Annotated in this window: 15 protein-coding genes and 1 other annotated feature; of the genes, 13 read left to right on the top strand and 2 right to left on the bottom strand. The window is 36.4% G+C overall.

The window, feature by feature from the left end:
• The first annotated feature begins 22 nt into the window (after window positions 1-22).
• The 13 genes from mraY to EVI01_RS02400 all read left to right on the top strand — a co-directional run bounded on the left by mraY (window position 23) and on the right by EVI01_RS02400 (window position 14378).
• The gene (mraY, locus tag EVI01_RS02460) at window positions 23-964 is read left to right on the top strand and encodes a phospho-N-acetylmuramoyl-pentapeptide-transferase (RefSeq protein WP_010751488.1); all 942 of its coding nucleotides are present in this window, start codon (window positions 23-25) and stop codon (window positions 962-964) included.
• A 13-nt stretch (window positions 965-977) separates the two neighbouring features.
• Window positions 978-2339, top strand: a complete 1362-nt coding sequence (gene murD, locus EVI01_RS02455; RefSeq protein WP_010751487.1) for a UDP-N-acetylmuramoyl-L-alanine--D-glutamate ligase — start codon at window positions 978-980, stop codon at window positions 2337-2339.
• A 25-nt stretch (window positions 2340-2364) separates the two neighbouring features.
• Window positions 2365-3450, top strand: coding sequence for an undecaprenyldiphospho-muramoylpentapeptide beta-N-acetylglucosaminyltransferase (gene murG, locus EVI01_RS02450; protein ID WP_010751486.1), 1086 nt, complete (start codon window positions 2365-2367; stop codon window positions 3448-3450).
• A gap of 15 nt (window positions 3451-3465) precedes the next feature.
• Entirely contained in the window at window positions 3466-4662 is a 1197-nt protein-coding gene (locus tag EVI01_RS02445; protein ID WP_010751485.1) for a cell division protein FtsQ/DivIB, read from the top strand.
• A 153-nt stretch (window positions 4663-4815) separates the two neighbouring features.
• Window positions 4816-6144 carry a cell division protein FtsA gene (ftsA, locus tag EVI01_RS02440; RefSeq protein ID WP_010751484.1) on the top strand — a complete coding sequence of 443 codons (1329 nt, stop codon included), beginning with the start codon at window positions 4816-4818 and terminating at the stop codon, window positions 6142-6144.
• Window positions 6145-6166: 22 nt separating this feature from the next.
• Window positions 6167-7408: a cell division protein FtsZ gene (ftsZ, locus tag EVI01_RS02435; RefSeq protein WP_010751483.1), complete on the top strand. Its 1242-nt coding sequence runs from the start codon at window positions 6167-6169 to the stop codon at window positions 7406-7408.
• Window positions 7409-7424: 16 nt separating this feature from the next.
• Window positions 7425-8111: a YggS family pyridoxal phosphate-dependent enzyme gene (locus EVI01_RS02430; RefSeq protein ID WP_010751482.1), complete on the top strand. Its 687-nt coding sequence runs from the start codon at window positions 7425-7427 to the stop codon at window positions 8109-8111.
• Window positions 8111-8695: a cell division protein SepF gene (locus EVI01_RS02425; RefSeq protein ID WP_010751481.1), complete on the top strand. Its 585-nt coding sequence runs from the start codon at window positions 8111-8113 to the stop codon at window positions 8693-8695. Before EVI01_RS02430 ends, EVI01_RS02425 begins: the two co-directional genes overlap by 1 nt.
• 39 nt (window positions 8696-8734) lie before the next feature.
• On the top strand, window positions 8735-8992 hold the full coding sequence (locus EVI01_RS02420) for a YggT family protein (protein WP_502361557.1): 258 nt from the start codon (window positions 8735-8737) through the stop codon (window positions 8990-8992).
• A gap of 27 nt (window positions 8993-9019) precedes the next feature.
• A complete protein-coding gene (locus EVI01_RS02415) occupies window positions 9020-9802 on the top strand; it encodes a YlmH family RNA-binding protein (protein ID WP_010751479.1) in 783 nt (260 codons plus the stop codon).
• Between the two features lie 20 nt (window positions 9803-9822).
• Window positions 9823-10530, top strand: coding sequence for a DivIVA domain-containing protein (locus tag EVI01_RS02410; RefSeq protein WP_010751478.1), 708 nt, complete (start codon window positions 9823-9825; stop codon window positions 10528-10530).
• Window positions 10521-10732, top strand: a binding site (T-box leader). (Overlaps the previous gene by 10 nt.)
• Window positions 10733-10786: 54 nt before the next feature.
• The gene (ileS, locus tag EVI01_RS02405; protein WP_010751477.1) at window positions 10787-13579 is read left to right on the top strand and encodes an isoleucine--tRNA ligase; all 2793 of its coding nucleotides are present in this window, start codon (window positions 10787-10789) and stop codon (window positions 13577-13579) included.
• Window positions 13580-14195: 616 nt separating this feature from the next.
• The gene (locus EVI01_RS02400; protein ID WP_010751476.1) at window positions 14196-14378 is read left to right on the top strand and encodes a hypothetical protein; all 183 of its coding nucleotides are present in this window, start codon (window positions 14196-14198) and stop codon (window positions 14376-14378) included.
• A 559-nt stretch (window positions 14379-14937) separates the two neighbouring features.
• On the opposite strand, the gene zwf is transcribed toward EVI01_RS02400, so the two are convergent.
• Together zwf and efaR are read right to left on the bottom strand one after the other, a co-directional pair.
• Window positions 14938-16467 carry a glucose-6-phosphate dehydrogenase gene (zwf, locus tag EVI01_RS02395; RefSeq protein ID WP_010751475.1) on the bottom strand — a complete coding sequence of 510 codons (1530 nt, stop codon included), beginning with the start codon at window positions 16465-16467 and terminating at the stop codon, window positions 14938-14940.
• 15 nt (window positions 16468-16482) lie between these two features.
• Window positions 16483-17130 carry a transcriptional regulator EfaR gene (gene efaR / locus EVI01_RS02390; RefSeq protein ID WP_010751474.1) on the bottom strand — a complete coding sequence of 216 codons (648 nt, stop codon included), beginning with the start codon at window positions 17128-17130 and terminating at the stop codon, window positions 16483-16485.
• Window positions 17131-17314 lie beyond the last annotated feature (184 nt).

Below are 17314 nucleotides of genomic sequence, written 5' to 3'. Positions count from 1 at the left end.
AAGAATTGGGAGAGAAAAGAGCATGGAATGGACACAAGCATTAATTCCTATCGTTAGTAGCTGTGCAATGACTGTTGCAGCAATGCCACTATTTATTGGATATTTTCAAATGAAGAAACAGGGGCAGGCGATTCGTGAAGAAGGACCGCAATGGCATAATGTAAAAGCAGGGACACCTACGATGGGTGGGTTGGTGTTCTTAGTCGCAGCAATCTTAACAGGAATCTGGGTTGGCGCTTGGCAGAAGCAATTAACGCCTACTCTTTTCATCCTATTATTTGTCTTAGCTTTATATGGGGCTATCGGTTTCTTAGATGACTTCATTAAAATCTTTAAAAAACGCAACATGGGATTAAATTCTAAGCAGAAATTAATTGGTCAAATCATCGGTGGAGTTATTTTTTATATCGTTTATCATTTAGAAAGTTCACCTGGTAATTTCCTCTTTGGCCTTCTTTATGGAGGATTTGTTCTTTTTTGGTTAGTTGGTTTTTCAAATGCAGTAAATCTAACAGATGGTATAGATGGTTTGGTTGCAGGGTTAGGAAGTATCTCCTTTTTAACTTATGCGATTATTGCGTGGCATCAGCAACAATATGACGTGTTGATTGTTTGTTTGAGTGTGCTGGGAGGACTAATTGGATTTTTTGCTTATAACCGCAAACCAGCAAAAATTTTCATGGGAGATATTGGTTCGTTAGCCTTAGGTGGTCTATTAGCAGCAATTTCCATTATGCTAAATCAAGAATGGACATTGCTATTGATCGGGTTGATATATGTAATGGAAACTGCAAGTGTCATGTTACAAGTTACTTCTTTCAAGTTAACAGGAAAACGTATCTTTAAAATGTCTCCTATTCATCATCATTTTGAAATGAGTGGCTGGTCAGAATGGAAAATTGATATTGTCTTTTGGTTAGTGAGTATCGCGACTTCTTTAATCACATTATGGTTCATTTGGTAGGAGATGACTGGAAATGAAAAAAATTTCAACATATGAAAATAAAAAAGTCCTTGTTCTTGGATTAGCAAAAAGTGGTTTCAGTGCGGCCAAATTGTTACATGAATTGGGCGCACTTGTCACTGTAAATGATGGAAAACCCTTCAATGAAAATCCTGAAGCGCAAGAACTATTGTCATTAGGGGTAAAAGTTATTGCAGGAAGTCATCCAATCGAATTATTGGATGAAGAATTTTCTTTAATGGTTAAGAATCCAGGTATTCCTTATAACCATCCATTTGTAGTAAAGGCGCAAGAACTGGATATTCCGGTAATTACGGAAGTGGAATTAGCTTACGAGGTAGCGGAATGTCCAATTATTGGGATCACTGGAACAAATGGTAAGACAACAACGACGACTATGACTGGGTTACTATTAAATGCAGGAGATTTTCCTGGAACTGCACGTTTGGCTGGAAACATTGGTTATCCAGCTAGCAGTGTCGCCCAAGAAGCAATGGTAGATGATTTGATGGTGATGGAATTATCTAGTTTTCAACTGATGGGGATCTCCGAATTTCATCCTCATGTGGCAGTGATAACGAATATTTATGAAGCCCATATTGATTATCACAAAACAAGAGAAGAATATGTCAAAGCAAAATGGCATTTACAACAAAATATGACAGAAGCTGATTACTTGATCTTGAATTGGAATCAAGAAGAACTGAAAAAATTAAGTGAAAAAACAAAAGCAACTGTTTTACCTTTTGCAACACAGCAAAAATTAGAAAAAGGTGCCTATTCATTAGATGGCAGCATTTTTTATGACCAAGAAAAAATCATGGAGATTGCTGAACTAGGCGTACCCGGTGCCCATAATGTTGAAAATGCGCTAGCAGCCATTTCAGTGGCAAAGCTCTACGGCGTTTCTAATGAGACGATTAAAGAAACGTTACATCTTTTCCGAGGCGTGCCTCATCGTACACAGTATGTTGGTGAAATAAAAGGACGGAAATTTTATAATGACTCAAAAGCCACAAATATTCTAGCAACAAAAATGGCATTAAGTGGATTTTCACTAGATAAATTGATTTTGATTGCGGGTGGTTTGGATCGAGGCCTCTCATTTGATGAATTAATTCCTTCTTTGAAAGGAATCAAAGCGTTGGTTGCTTTTGGAGAAACGAAAGAAAAATTAGTAGATGTGGCAAATCAAGCAGGAATCCCTGTCGTTACTACAGCAGAAAATGCAGAGTTAGCTGTACCAATCGCATTTGATTTGAGTGAAGAGGGTGACGCCATTTTGTTGTCCCCTGCAAATGCTAGTTGGGACCAATACCCTAATTTTGAAATTAGAGGCGAACGCTTTATGGAAGCTGTGAAAAAATTAAAATAGAAAAACTAGAAACGAGCGATAATGAATGAAAATTTTGGTTACAGGTGGCGGAACTGGAGGACACATCTATCCAGCACTGGCCTTCGTCAATTATGTAAAAACAAAAGAACCTACTACTGAGTTTATGTATGTTGGAGCAAAAAGAGGGCTAGAAAATAAAATTGTACCGGATACGGGAATCCCGTTTCATACTTTAGAAATCCAAGGGTTTCAGCGGAAACTTTCACTATACAATATGAAAACAGTTCAACTTTTTTTTAAAAGCATTCTTGAAGCAAAAAAAATTTTAAAAGAATTTAAACCAGATATTGTGATCGGTACAGGTGGTTATGTTTCTGGCGCTGTGGTATACGCCGCTTCTAAGTTAGCTATCCCTACGATTATTCACGAACAAAATAGCGTACCAGGCATTACAAATAAATTTTTAAGCCGCTATGTGGACCGAATTGCTCTTTCCTTTCAAGATGCTGCGCCATTTTTTCCAGAAGAAAAATCATTCCTCATTGGCAATCCACGAGCACAAGAAGTCGCTGACATGAATAAAACACGAATTTTAGAAAATTTTGGGCTTGATCCGGAGAAAAAAACGGTATTGATTTTTGGTGGAAGTCAAGGTGCGTTAAGAATAAATCAAGCAGTTACTGAATTTTTAGCTACTCTTGATTGTCCTGATTATCAAGTTCTTTATGCTTCAGGAGAGCGCTACTACAATGATATTAAAGGAAAAGTGCCTTCTTCACCTAATATAAGTATTCAACCTTATATTAGCGAAATGGCTGAAGTGATGGCCGCTAGTGATTTATTAGTCGGTAGAGCTGGTGCCACTTCCATTGCAGAATTGACTGCTTTAGGACTGCCAGCTATTTTAATTCCGAGTCCTTACGTAACAAATGATCATCAAACAAAAAATGCGATGAGTTTAGTCAATGTAAATGCGGCAAAAATGATCAAAGATGATGAGTTAGATGGACAATCTTTAAAACTTGCGATTGAAGAAATCATGTCAGATGATACGTTACAAAAACAAATGTCTAATGCTTCTAAAAAGCAAGGGATTCCAGATGCCTCTGAACGAATGTACAAGCTAGTAACAGCATTAATTCAAAAGTAAAGGTAGGTGGTCTTAGTGAGTAAGAAAAAAAAGCCAGACGAGCTGCCAAATTCATCTGAAAATGAAAACAATCTGACTCCTTGGCAAAAGGCCAACCGGAAATATTTAGCAGAACATGGAAAAACTGTTGATAAGAAAGAAGCCAAAGTTCCATCAGAAGAAATGCCTTTTCTTAGTGATGAACAAGCAGAATCGTCTGAAAATGAAACGAAAGAATCGGAAATTCCTGAAATAAAAGAAACGGAGCAATTCGAAAAAATTGAGCAACCAAAAACTGGCAGTCCTTATAATGGTTCTTTTTTAAATCGACTCCCGAATTTAAAAAACCAAAGAAACAAAGTTTTGTACCGAAGACTTGCTTTAATTATTACGGTCTTAAGTATACCGTTAATTTTTTTAGTTTATTATGTCTCTCCTTACAGTAGATTACAGGCGATTAGTGTTTCGGGAAATGAGACGATTTCAAGCCAGACAGCAATTGAAGATACCCGTTTAACAATTGGTGGAAATGTATGGCGTCAATATTGGCACAAAGATCAATACATTGCCACGCTAAAAAAAGAACAACCTAGAATTGAAACGGCTCAATTATCTTTCAAATCCGTTAATACATTCCAACTAGAGATCAAAGAATACAAAGAGATTGCTTTAGTGATGAAAGATGGACAATATTTTCCAGTCATTGAAAATGGAAAAGTATTAAATGAAAAAGTAGCGAATCCGACAAAAAATTTACCTATATTAGAGAACTTTACAGACAACAATAAAATTAGCGCTTTGGTGAAAGAATACAATAAATTATCTTCAGAATTACAAAAAGCAATTTCAGAAATTAAGTATACCCCTAAAAATAGCAATAAGAATTTGATTCAGCTAAATATGAATGATGGCAATCAAGTTATTGTTAATATTCAAAATTTGGCAAGTCAAATGAAATACTATTCACAGGTGGCAAAAGAGATGACGGAAAAAGGTGTTATCGATATGGAAGTCGGAATTTTCTCTTATCCTTATACCGATAGCAGTGAAGAAAACGATTCTTCCACTCAGATGAGCGCACCGGATAACTCATCCGAACAATCAGGGGAAACAAGTAATAACTCAGATTCATCAACTGAAACAAATGAGGCAGACCAATCAGATAATTCAAGTGAGACAAGTCAAATTGATGACAATTCGAGTTCATCATCGTCTATTTCAACGGAAAATTAATAAAACAACTTTAAAAAGTGAGAATCTACTTTCTAAAAACCGGTGATTTATGGTAGAATTGAAAGCAGTGAATATATCTATTAAAGTATATTTAAAAACGGACGTTAGTTGTTCGCTTGTATATGGAATAGTAAGTAGGAGGGAATCCCATTCATGGCAAAAACAGGAATGTATGTAGGCCTTGATATTGGAACGACATCTGTAAAAGTTGTCGTGGCTGAATATATCGACAGCCAAATGAATATTATTGGAGTAGGAAACGCAAAATCAGAAGGGATTAACCGCGGCATTATCGTTGATATCGATAAAACGGTTCAAGCGATACAACGAGCAGTACGACAAGCAGAAGAAAAAGCAGGGATTCAGATCAAAGGAGTAAGTGTTGGTCTACCGGCAAATATGCTTGAAGTGGAAAATTGCCAAGGAATGATTGCAGTGAACGGCGATTCAAAAGAAATCACCGACGAAGATGTCCGAAATGTGGCTTCAGCTGCCCTTGTTCGTTCAATTCCTCCTGAACGTCAAATTGTATCAATATTGCCACAAGATTTTACCGTTGATGGATTCGAAGGAATTAAAGATCCTCGAGGAATGATCGGTGTCAGATTAGAAATGTACGGTTTGTTGTTTACTGGTCCTAAGACCATTGTTCATAATATCCGTAAATGTGTAGAAAAAGCAGGATTGATTGTTAATGAATTAGTGATTACACCTTTAGCTTTAACCGAAACAATCCTTTCAGATGGTGAAAAAGATTTTGGAACGATCGTCATCGATATGGGTGGTGGACAAACCACAACTGCTGTTATGCATGATAAACAGTTGAAGTTTACAAGCCTAGATCAAGAAGGTGGCGAGTTTGTCACAAAAGATATTTCTATTGTATTGAACACTTCTTTCAATAATGCAGAAGCGTTGAAAATCAATTATGGAGATGCTTATCCAGAGCGCACTTCTGAAAATGAAGAATTTCCAGTAGATGTGATCGGACAATCGGAACCGGTAAAAGTAGACGAACGTTATTTATCAGAAGTCATTTCAGCTCGTATGGAGCAAATTTTTAATAAAGCCAAAGATGCTTTAGACCAAATTGAAGCCTTGGAATTACCTGGTGGTGTTGTACTGACAGGTGGAGCTGCAAGTCTTCCAGGCGTAGTAGACTTAGCACAAGAAATTTTTGGTGTGAATGTTAAATTATACGTACCGAATCAAATGGGACTTCGCAATCCAGTCTTCACAAATGTCATCAGCATTGTTGATTATTCAGCAAACTTAAGTGACGTTTATCAATTGGCTAAAATTGCTGTGACAGGCGAAACAACGATTGTACACCATACGACTGTAGAACATGAAGTATCTTCTTACGATAACGAAAGTTATGAAGCTCCGGAAGAAACGGTCTACGATGAACCGGAACAAAAGAAATCTAGTGAAAATGTAACAAATAAAATCAAAGGTTTCTTTACAAATATTTTTGATTAATTCATCCTGGGAGGAATAAAATATGGAATTCTCAATTGATAATAATATCAATGACGGCGCAGTAATCAAAGTCATCGGTGTCGGTGGCGGCGGTGGGAATGCTGTAAACCGCATGATTGAAGAAAATGTAAAAGGTGTGGAGTTCATTACAGCTAATACAGATGTTCAAGCATTGAAAAATTCAAAAGCTGAAACAGTGATCCAATTAGGACCTAAATATACACGCGGACTAGGTGCCGGCTCTCAACCAGAAGTTGGTCAAAAAGCTGCAGAAGAAAGTGAACAAGCTTTACGCGAAGCTTTAGATGGAGCGGATATGATCTTTATTACTGCCGGAATGGGTGGTGGTACTGGTACAGGTGCTGCACCAATCGTAGCAGGAATTGCAAAAGAATTAGGTGCTTTAACTGTCGGTGTCGTGACTCGACCATTTACTTTTGAAGGACCTAAACGTGGAAGATTTGCAGCAGAAGGTATCGCACGTTTGAAAGAAAATGTCGATACATTATTGATCATCTCCAATAATCGCCTGCTTGAAGTAGTTGACAAGAAAACACCGATGTTAGAAGCATTCCGTGAAGCAGACAATGTATTACGCCAAGGTGTTCAAGGTATTTCTGACTTGATCACAGCTCCAGGTTACGTAAACCTTGATTTCGCTGATGTGAAAACAGTGATGGAAAACCAAGGAACAGCCTTAATGGGTATCGGCGTAGCAAGCGGTGAAGAACGTGTGATTGAAGCGACGAAGAAAGCTATTTCTTCACCACTTCTTGAAACTTCAATTGATGGTGCTGAACAAGTATTGTTAAACATTACTGGTGGATTAGATATGACCTTATTTGAAGCACAAGATGCTTCGGATATTGTGGCAAATGCTGCATCAGGCGATGTAAATATCATCTTAGGTACATCAATTAATGAAGAAATGGGCGATGAAATCCGTGTAACGGTTATTGCAACGGGTATCGACGAATCAAAAAAGGAACGCAAGTCTAGTCGTCCAGCTAGACAAACACAAATGCAATCATCTACTCAAAAACCGGTATTAGATATGGATCAAGCTAAACCAGTTTCCGCAGAAGAAGAAAATAGTTTTGGTGACTGGGACATTAGACGTGAACAAAACGTTCGCCCAAGAGTGGACGAATCAAATTTTGATCCTATTGAAAAAAAAGAATTTGATACATTCAATCGTGAAGAAACAAAATCAAATGGTGACGACGAGTTAAGTACACCACCATTTTTCCGTCGTAAGAAATAAAGGAGAGGAAGAGCACATGATTGCTGACAACTTGCTAAAAATTGAGCAAGAGATTCAGGACTCGTGTGCTCTTGTTCATCGTGATCCGAAAGAGGTAACGTTAATCGCTGTAACAAAATCAGTGGATTCTGCTACAGCGGAAAAGTTAATTAAGAGTGGCATTAAAAATTGTGCAGAAAACCGCGTCGATAAATTGTTACAAAAAAAACAAGATTTACTTAAATATCCTGATGTTAAGTGGCATTTAATTGGTAATTTACAGCGTAGAAAGGTAAAATTGATTATAAATGAAATTGATTGCTTTCACGCATTAGATAGTTTGAAATTAGCGGAAGAAATCCAAAAAAGGGTAAACCAATCCCTTGATTGTTTTGTTGAAGTCAATGTTTCTGGAGAAGAGAGCAAACATGGCATCTCGCCAGAAGAGCTGTTGCCCTTTGTGGAATCTTTAGCTGCATTGACGAAAATAAATATTGTCGGATTAATGACAATGGCACCTAAAGATGCTTCTGTTCAACAGATTCGTAAAGTATTTCGTACGCTGAAAGAATTGCGTGATCTTGTACAAATGAAAAAATTTTCGCATGCACCATGTACTGAATTGAGCATGGGAATGAGTCAGGATTTTCAACTTGCAATCGAAGAAGGAGCTACATTCATCCGTGTAGGAACAGCGCTATTCAAAGACGAGGAGGAACAATGATGCCACTTTTAAACAGAGGAGCAATTGCTAATTTTTTCGGATTAGCTGATGAAGAAGAGTACGAAGAGTATCCTGAAGCATCAAAACCGGCTGTTTCTCAGCCAACTAAACAAAGAGTAACACAAACTCAACAGCCACGGACTGTCTCAAAACAGCCGGAACAGCAGACAAAATCTATACGTCCTGCTAAGCCTGAATACGTACAAGCAAACGACACAAAAAAAGTAATTGAATTACACCAATCACCAAATAAAAAAATTAGAAGAGAAGAAGCTAACAAGTCTTCTGTTACGTCAAAAACAAATTTACCAGGGAAGATTACAGTCATGGAGCCAAGAGCCTACTCAGAAGCGATGGCTATTGCAAAACGAATCATTGCTGGTGAAGCTACCTTAGTTAATTTTCATTTAGTTGAAGAAAAACAAGCAAGAAGAATTGTGGACTTTTTAACTGGTACGGTCTATGCGTTGGATGGGGACATTAAGCGTGTGGGAGATGAAATTTTTCTATGCACACCTAAAGGAATGGAGATTGACAGTTCAACAGCACAATCTTTTGCAGACGTGAATATGTTTGACCTATAGGAGGGAACGACTATTACTATTATTTTTTTATTACTTAATCTGCTTGGACGAGCAGTGAATCTTTACACGATTGTGCTGATGGTCTATGCACTTTTATCTTGGTTTCCAGGAGGATATCAATCTAGTCTTGGACGCTTTTTAGCAAAAATTTGTGAACCATATATTCAGTTATTTGATCGCCTTCCTCTACGTTTTGGAGGAATTGATTTTACCATTTTAGCTGCAATCATTATCTTAAATCTAGCAATGCAAGGACTTCAACATATCTTCTTGTGGTTGGCTTTGGCCATTTATTAGAATATGTGATAAATAGGAGGGAGAAAAATGGATGCAAATGTTTATCAGCATTTTCGTGCAGATGAACGTTCTTTCATCGATTCAGTAGGAGATTGGATCGAACAAGTACAAAGTCAATACGCACCTTATCTGACTGATTTTCTTGATCCAAGACAATCCTATATCCTTGAAACGCTTATACGTCAAGACAGCGAGCTAAGCTTTATGTTTTATGGCGGTTATGAGCAAGCTGAGCGAAAAAGATGTTTGATTTTTCCTGACTATTATGAACCAACAGACGAAGATTTTGAAGTCTCCATCTATGAAATTCATTATCCAAGTAAGTTTGCTCAATTGAGCCATGGAAAAATTTTAGGTACATTGGTTGGTACAGGAATTAAGCGTGCTTACTTTGGCGATATTATTTCCGATGGCAATCGTTGGCAAGTGTTTATTGCAAAAGAAGTTGAACACTTTGTCGCAACTCAAGTGACTAAAATTGGTAAAGTGGCTGTACGAATGGAACCCATCAAGTATACAGAATTAATTTTACCAAAAGATGATTGGACGCAAGAAAGAGGTACAGTAACCTCATTGAGGCTGGACAGCGTGATCTCTGAGATTTATAATATTTCCAGACAGCGTTCGAAACAATTGATCGAATCAGGAAAAGTAAAAGTCAATTGGACAGAAAATACACGTCCTGATTTTTTACTTGAATTATTAGATATCGTTTCGATTAGAGGATTTGGACGAATTCAAATCCAAGAGCTTGAAGGAAAAACTAAAAAAGAAAAATGTAGAGTACTATTCGGTGTATTACGTAAATAAAACAAAAAGGTGGTTTACTTATGGCTTTAACTCCATTAGATATCCAAAATAAAACATTCCCAACAAAAATGCGGGGATATAATCAAGATGAAGTAGATGATTTCTTAGATTTAGTTGTTCGTGATTATGAAGAAGTGACACAAAGAAATCGTGAACTTGAAAAAGCAGTGAAACATTCAGAGGAAAAACTAGAATATTTTAATGAATTAAAAGATGCGTTAAACCAATCTATTATTGTCGCACAAGACACAGCAGATAAGGTAAAAACAAGTGCAAGTAAAGAATCAGAAGTAATTGTTACGTCTGCTCAAAATAAAGCAAATGAATTAGTAGCAAACGCTGAAAAACGAGCACATCAATTAACGACTGATGCAGAAGAAAAAGCAAGAAAAATCTTAACAGATGCAACTGAAAAAGCAAAGCAATTAGCTGTTGAAACAGAAGACTTAAAGAAAAAAACGCGTGTCTTCCATCAAAGAATCAGCTTAATGTTAGAATCTCAATTGGAACAAGTGAAAAGTCCAGAGTGGGATGAAATTTTACAGCCATTTTCAAGTTATGTGACAGATAGTCACGAAGTAATTAAAGAAGTTTTAGCAAAACAACTTGACAATGAAATTCAACCTGATGTAAACTCAGACACAGGAATTATTGAAACACCAATGACAGCATTTGATACACAGGCTATCGATATTTCGATTATACCTAGTGAAGACGAAGAAGAGTAGAACAGAAAAGCATCTTGATAAACTTTTCAGCGAGCCGATGATAGTGAAAGTTCGGTAAGACACTGCAAGATGAAAGATCCTCTACTTAAATTGTTTCTGAATTAACAGTAAGAAACAACGGTTAACCTCGTTATTGGTTTTTTAAGAGTTACATCATTTGTAGCTGAATTTTGGGTGGTACCACGGCATGTTCGTCCCTTGGATGAACATGCCTTTTTGCGTTTTCAAAAACGATAAAAAGGAGTGTAACTAGTTTATGAAAATGAAAGAAACCTTACAACTAGGCAAAACAAAATTCCCGATGCGTGGAAATTTGCCTAATCGTGAAGCCGACTGGCAAAAAGAATGGGAAGAAGATAAAATCTATCAAAAAAGACAAGAGTTAAATGAAGGAAAACCGACTTTTATTCTTCATGACGGCCCCCCTTATGCGAATGGAAATATTCATCTAGGGCATTCGTTGAATAAAATTAGTAAAGATATCATTATTCGTTCAAAATCAATGTCAGGTTTTCGTGCACCTTATGTTCCTGGTTGGGATACTCATGGCTTGCCAATTGAGCAAGTGTTAGCAAATAAAGGGATCAAACGTAAAGAAATGTCCATGGTGGAGTATTTAGAAAAATGTCGTGAATACGCACTTTCTCAAGTGGATAAACAACGTGAAGACTTCAAACGTTTAGGTGTTGCTGGTGACTGGGAACATCCTTATGTCACCCTAGATCCTTCTTATGAAGCAGCTCAAATCCGTGTCTTTGGTAAAATGGCTGAAAAAGGCTATATTTATAAAGGATTAAAACCGATTTATTGGTCACCTTCCAGTGAGTCATCTCTTGCGGAAGCAGAAATTGAATATAAAGATGTGAAATCTCCTTCTATTTTTGTTGCATTTAATGTCAAGGATGGAAAAGGTTTGTTGGATGAGGACGCAGCTTTTGTGATCTGGACGACTACACCATGGACGTTACCAGCTAACCAAGGAATTGCTGTTAACCCTGGTTACACTTATGTATTGATAGAAGCAGATGGTCGCAAATTTGTAGTGGCAAAAGATTTACTAGAAAAAGTCCAAACTGAAATTGGCTGGACAGATGTTCAAATCATAAAAGAGATTGCCGGACAAGACATGGAGTTTATGACTGCTAAACATCCATTTTATGATCGTGAATCATTAGTAATCTTGGGCGATCATGTCACTTTAGATGCTGGTACTGGTTTAGTTCATACTGCACCAGGACACGGGGAAGATGACTATATTGCGGGGAATAAATACAAATTACCGGTTGTTTCTCCAGTGGACTCTAAAGGAATATTTACGGAAGAAGCTCCTGGATTTGAAGGTATTTTTTATGATAAAGCTAATCCAATGATCACTGATTTATTAAAAGAAAAAGGCGCATTGCTCAAATTAGATTTCTTTACGCATAGTTATCCTCATGACTGGCGTACGAAAAAACCTGTCATTTATCGCGCAACACCTCAATGGTTTGCTTCCATTGATGACTTCCGTCAAAATATTTTAGAAGAAGTTGAAAAAGTAAATTGGATCATTCCGTGGGGCAAAACACGTCTATATAATATGATTCGTGATAGAGGCGATTGGGTCATTTCACGTCAACGCGCTTGGGGTGTACCATTGCCAATCTTTTACGCTGAAAACGGTGAAGCAATCATCACGCCGGAAACGATTGAGCATGTGGCGAACTTGTTTGCTGAACACGGTTCAATCATTTGGTTTGAAAAAGAAGCAAAAGACCTTCTACCAGACGGATTTACTCATCCTGGATCACCAAATGGTCAATTTACAAAAGAAACAGACATCATGGATGTTTGGTTTGATTCAGGCTCTTCTCATGAAGCAGTCTTGCGTCAGCGTCCAGAATTGTCCTTCCCAGCTGATATGTATCTTGAAGGTTCTGACCAATATCGTGGTTGGTTTAATTCAAGTATTACTACAAGTGTAGCTATCAATGAGGTTGCACCATATAAATCTGTCCTTTCTCAAGGATTCACTTTAGATGGTGAAGGTCGCAAAATGAGCAAGTCACTTGGCAATACGATTTTACCGGAAAAAGTGATCAAGCAATTTGGTGCAGATATTTTACGTTTGTGGGTAGCAAGTGTAGATTACGAAGCCGATGTGCGTGTATCAATGGATATTTTAAGTCAAGTCGCAGAAGTTTATCGTAAGATCAGAAATACAATGCGTTTCTTGATTGCCAATACAGAGGACTTTGATCCGAAAAAAGATACGATTTCATTTGAAGAATTACGTTCTGTGGATAAATATATGACGGTTCGTTTGAATCAAGTCATCAAAGAAATTCGTGAAGAAGGATATGAAAAATATAACTTCATGCATATCTATCGCACAGTAATGAACTTCTTAACGGTTGATTTGTCAGCATTTTATCTTGATTTTGCAAAAGATGTCGTTTATATTGAGGCAGAAAATGACTATCAACGTCGTTGCATGCAAACAGTGTTCTATCAAACTGCTGTTTCGTTGACACAGCTATTAACTCCAATTATTCCGCACACGGCAGAAGAAATTTGGTCTTTCCTTAAAGAAGAGGAAGAATATGTTCAATTGAGTGAACTTCCAGGCTACCAAGAATTTCCTAACCAAGAAGAATTGATGGACACTTGGGCTGCTTTCATGGACTTCCGTGATAAAGTGCTAAAAGCGCTAGAAGAAGCAAGGAATACTAAATTGATCGGTAAATCGTTAGAAGCAAAATTAACCATTTACCCAAGTCAACAAGTACGTGGATTGTTAACAGCTGTAGATGCCGATATCCCTCAGTTATTGATCATTTCGCCTGATTATTATGAAGTGATGTCAGAACAAGCTGAAGTACCAGAAACAGCCATGAAATTTGATGACGTGGCGATTCTAGTAGAAAAAGCAGACGGTAAAACGTGTGACCGTTGTCGTCAAATCCGTAAAGACGTGGGTGTAGATGAAGCATTACCACAGCTATGCGGACGTTGTGCTCATATCGTTAAAGAAAATTATCCAGAAGCTGTTGCAGAAGGATTTGAATAAAAAAACAGCATTTCCACCAATAAACATCGGTGGAAATGCTGTTTTTGATTTTTAAGTAATTTTACTCAGTAAGAAAGTTTCTTAGGAAAAACTCCCCCCTTTTACTATTTCTCCTTTAAAGCAAAGTTACAAGTGTTCTAAAGAACTGTTTGTATATTGCTAGAGGTGAGGGAGAAAACTCAGAACAAATCCAATAGATAAAACATCATTTTTATCGTTGCTTTTTTTACTTTTAGAAAATTCAAGCGAAAGGGAAATAGGGATTTATCTATAGAACGCTTTCTTTTTTTTGTATATATGGACATAAATACAAAAACGGTGCTTAAAGCTTCATATCTTTGGTGTTAATTTTTTTCACAATTTTAAATAAAATGAAAAATTGGAAAAGAAAATAGTTCCGTTGATTGTCATCGAAAAAAATCTACCAAAAAATACGCAGAATGCTATAAATTTAAAAAAAGAAAATGAAACGATTAAATACTGAATTTAGTAAAATTTTTTTTTATCTATAACTAAAAAAAAGAAATAAAATAACACTATAAATGTTTTCTATAATAATAATGTTGTTAGCCTATTGCTAGTAACATCATTATTATTAGGAAGGAAGTGTATATTCTTGAAAAAAAAGGGTATTGTTATTTCTACTCTGACTTTATTTTCAGTTCTTCTTGTCGGTTGTGGTAGTACTAAAACAGAAAAGACAAACAATAGCAAAGAAACTGAAACAAGCATCTCATTAAATGAAGAGGGCAAAAAAGAAATTTTAGATAGTTCAAAGGAAGTTAAAATTAGTGAATAAAAAGTAAATATTCGCAGATTTTAGCTATCTATAATAGTGTTCATATTCTAGAAAAATTGATCATAAAAGAAAGCATATTTTAGGATGTAGACAAGAGTATCAACTTTTTTCTTAGTAAAAAGAGAGGATTCTTTGTCAAAACAGACTGATAGAGTTATTAATGGACATCAAAGTTAGTAAGTATTACTAACTTTGATGTTTTTTGTACTTTTGATATTCATCATTCATTTGATGTTTGAATAGAAATTTTATTTATTTTTTCTATAAAAAAATCTAGAACTGATAGAAAAATCTATCAATCCTAGAAGTTATAATGTGAAAGATCGCTATTATTTTTTATATGCGTTAAAATCTAGCCTCACATGTTTTAGTATTTAAAAGGACTACGATAAAGTACATAAATGGCTTTTGTGGCATCTACAGTTTCTCAAATTGTTCTACTAGAGATTCCAAAGAATAGAGGTATTGGACGTGTGTCTTATCTATTAGATATTTAAAGAAGATAATTAACGAAAATCTTTTTATCCGTGTATCGATTATCGAATGTTACAGATAGAAATTAATCTTCTAATTTTCCACGTTCACGATACCATCCATCTGGTTGCCAAATCCATTCAAAACCATCTTTTTCAAGTAGGGTGAATGCTGCTTCTGGTCCCATCGTTCCAGCTTTATAATTTGGAAATTCAGGTTCGACCTGATCCCAAGCTTTGCGAATCACATCTACAATATGCCAAGATTGAGCCACTTCTTCCCAATGAGAAAAGTTCGTACCATCTCCTTTCAAAGCATCTAAAAGAAGTTTTTCATAAGCTTCAGGACTATTTTCCACCATTTCGGCACTGTTACGGTATTCTAATTTTCTGAACTCAGTATTGAATCCTTGTCCGACTTCTTTGCCATTTAAAGTCAATGAGAAACCTTCTGTAGGTTGAATATAGATCGTTAAAACATTTGGTGGGAGTGTCTTGTCTTCGCATGGTTCATCTTCTACAGAAGTTTTAAAGACATTGACAGGCACTTGTTTAAAGACGATATTGATTCGTGTGCCTTTTTCAGTCAACCGTTTCCCAGTACGAATGTAAAATGGCACTCCAGACCAACGGAAGTTATCAATGATAAATTTCCCTGCAACAAAAGTTTCAGTGGTTGATTCAGGATCTACTTTATCTTCTTCACGATAACCTTTAAATGATTGATCATCTAGTTCACCAGGTGCGTATTGTCCACGAACAAAGTTTTTCAAGACTTCCTCTTTTTCATAAATACGAATCGCTTTTAGTGCTTTAATTTTTTCAGCACGAATTTCTTTTTCCGAAAAGGCAACAGGAGGTTCCATTGCTAATAGAGCAACGACTTGAAGAATGTGGTTTTGGACCATGTCTTTTAAAGCACCACTATGATCATAGTAGCCTCCACGATCTTCTACGCCTAAAGCTTCACCAAAGGTAATCTGAATGTTATCAATATAACGATTGTTCCATTGGGATTCAAAAATATTGTTAGCAAAACGAATCGCTGAAATATTTTGGATCATTTCTTTACCTAGATAATGGTCAATTCTAAAAATATCTTGTTCTGGAAAGGCTTGACGAATCTTTTCATTAAGTTCAAAGGCAGATTGGTAATCTGAGCCAAAAGGTTTTTCGATGATCAAGCGGTTATAGCCATTTTCAGTAATAATATTTTGTGATTTCAAATGAGAGACAATCGTCCCAAAAAATTCAGGAGCCATTGCTAAATAATAAATACGGTTACCATTTAATTGATAAGTAGCATCTAAACGATCAGCAAGTTCTTTTAAAGTATTATAATGCGTTGAATCATTGACATCATGTGATTGGTAGTAAAAATGACTAGCAAACTCTTTTGCTTCTTCTTCAGAGGGATTTAATGATTGAATGGTCGTAGCAACAACTTCACGATAATGTTCATCACTCCAAGGTCTTCGAGCAGTCCCAATCACGGCAAAATGTTTTCCTAAGTTTCCTTTTTTATAAAGGCGAAACAAGGAAGGATACAATTTACGTTGAGCTAAATCACCTGTACCACCAAATATCGTAATTAGAACGTTTTTTTCATTAGACATATGGGTTAAGCTCCTTTATAATTTATCTACAAAAATCGTGCTGGCGGCTTTAAAGCTGACAGGGATTTTTTTTTGTGCATTTTGGATTGTGATTGGACCTTCATAAGCCGCAACATCAACAATCTCATATTCTTCATCAATATTTAAGTCAATCGTCACGAGATAATCCAATAGTTCTTTTTCGTCTAAAACACGAGCAATACGAACCTTGGTGCCGACTGGATAAGACTCTAATGTCTGTCTTCGTGCTTCATGGACTACTTGTTCTTTTTGGGGAATAATTCCACCATGTGGACAATGCATAGGATGATTTAAATAGTCTTCTAAGTGATCAGCAAGTTGCTCTGAAGTCACATGTTCTAATACTTCTGCATCATCATGTACTTCGTTCCAACTATAATTTAAGTGTTCGACTAAAAAAACTTCCCATAAACGATGCTTGCGAATCAAACTACTTGCTTTTTGCAAGCCGCTGTCAGTCAATTGGACTCCTTGATAAGGCGAATGTTCAACGAGTTGTTCTTTCACAAGTTTGGAAATCATTTCACTAACAGAAGCTGGGGAAACGGCGAGACTAGAGACAATTTGTTTGTTATTTACTTTAGCTGTATCTCCGCCTAATTCCAAAATGATTTTCAAATAATCTTCTCGGTTTGGTGTCATGTTCAATCATCCTTTCATGGTATAAAACCATCATACACAGTTTAACAAAAAATACGCTGTTTTACTATTTATCTGAAGAAAATATGTGAAAAGGTCAGTAACGTTCATTGTACCGCTTTTTCTTTGTTTTTTAATATTTCAAGTTTCATTTATTGAATGAGACTCAATAAATGAAACTTGAACG

The organism is Enterococcus villorum, from assembly GCF_007990225.1.
GTDB classification, from domain to species: domain Bacteria; phylum Bacillota; class Bacilli; order Lactobacillales; family Enterococcaceae; genus Enterococcus_B; species Enterococcus_B villorum.
The sequence above is the reverse complement of the archived record's forward strand: the minus strand, read 5'-3'. Positions and strand labels throughout refer to the sequence as shown.

What these genes read in the sequence shown, in the direction of transcription:
- mraY (WP_010751488.1), top strand. Translation starts at nt 23, where the DNA reads ATGGAATGGACACAAGCATTAATTCCTATCGTTAGTAGCTGTGCAATG.
- murD (WP_010751487.1), top strand. Translation starts at nt 978, where the DNA reads ATGAAAAAAATTTCAACATATGAAAATAAAAAAGTCCTTGTTCTTGGA.
- murG (WP_010751486.1), top strand. Translation starts at nt 2,365, where the DNA reads ATGAAAATTTTGGTTACAGGTGGCGGAACTGGAGGACACATCTATCCA.
- ftsA (WP_010751484.1), top strand. Translation starts at nt 4,816, where the DNA reads ATGGCAAAAACAGGAATGTATGTAGGCCTTGATATTGGAACGACATCT.
- ftsZ (WP_010751483.1), top strand. Translation starts at nt 6,167, where the DNA reads ATGGAATTCTCAATTGATAATAATATCAATGACGGCGCAGTAATCAAA.
- EVI01_RS02430 (WP_010751482.1), top strand. Translation starts at nt 7,425, where the DNA reads ATGATTGCTGACAACTTGCTAAAAATTGAGCAAGAGATTCAGGACTCG.
- EVI01_RS02425 (WP_010751481.1), top strand. Translation starts at nt 8,111, where the DNA reads ATGCCACTTTTAAACAGAGGAGCAATTGCTAATTTTTTCGGATTAGCT.
- EVI01_RS02415 (WP_010751479.1), top strand. Translation starts at nt 9,020, where the DNA reads ATGGATGCAAATGTTTATCAGCATTTTCGTGCAGATGAACGTTCTTTC.
- EVI01_RS02410 (WP_010751478.1), top strand. Translation starts at nt 9,823, where the DNA reads ATGGCTTTAACTCCATTAGATATCCAAAATAAAACATTCCCAACAAAA.
- ileS (WP_010751477.1), top strand. Translation starts at nt 10,787, where the DNA reads ATGAAAATGAAAGAAACCTTACAACTAGGCAAAACAAAATTCCCGATG.
- zwf (WP_010751475.1), bottom strand. Translation starts at nt 16,467, where the DNA reads ATGTCTAATGAAAAAAACGTTCTAATTACGATATTTGGTGGTACAGGT.
- efaR (WP_010751474.1), bottom strand. Translation starts at nt 17,130, where the DNA reads ATGACACCAAACCGAGAAGATTATTTGAAAATCATTTTGGAATTAGGC.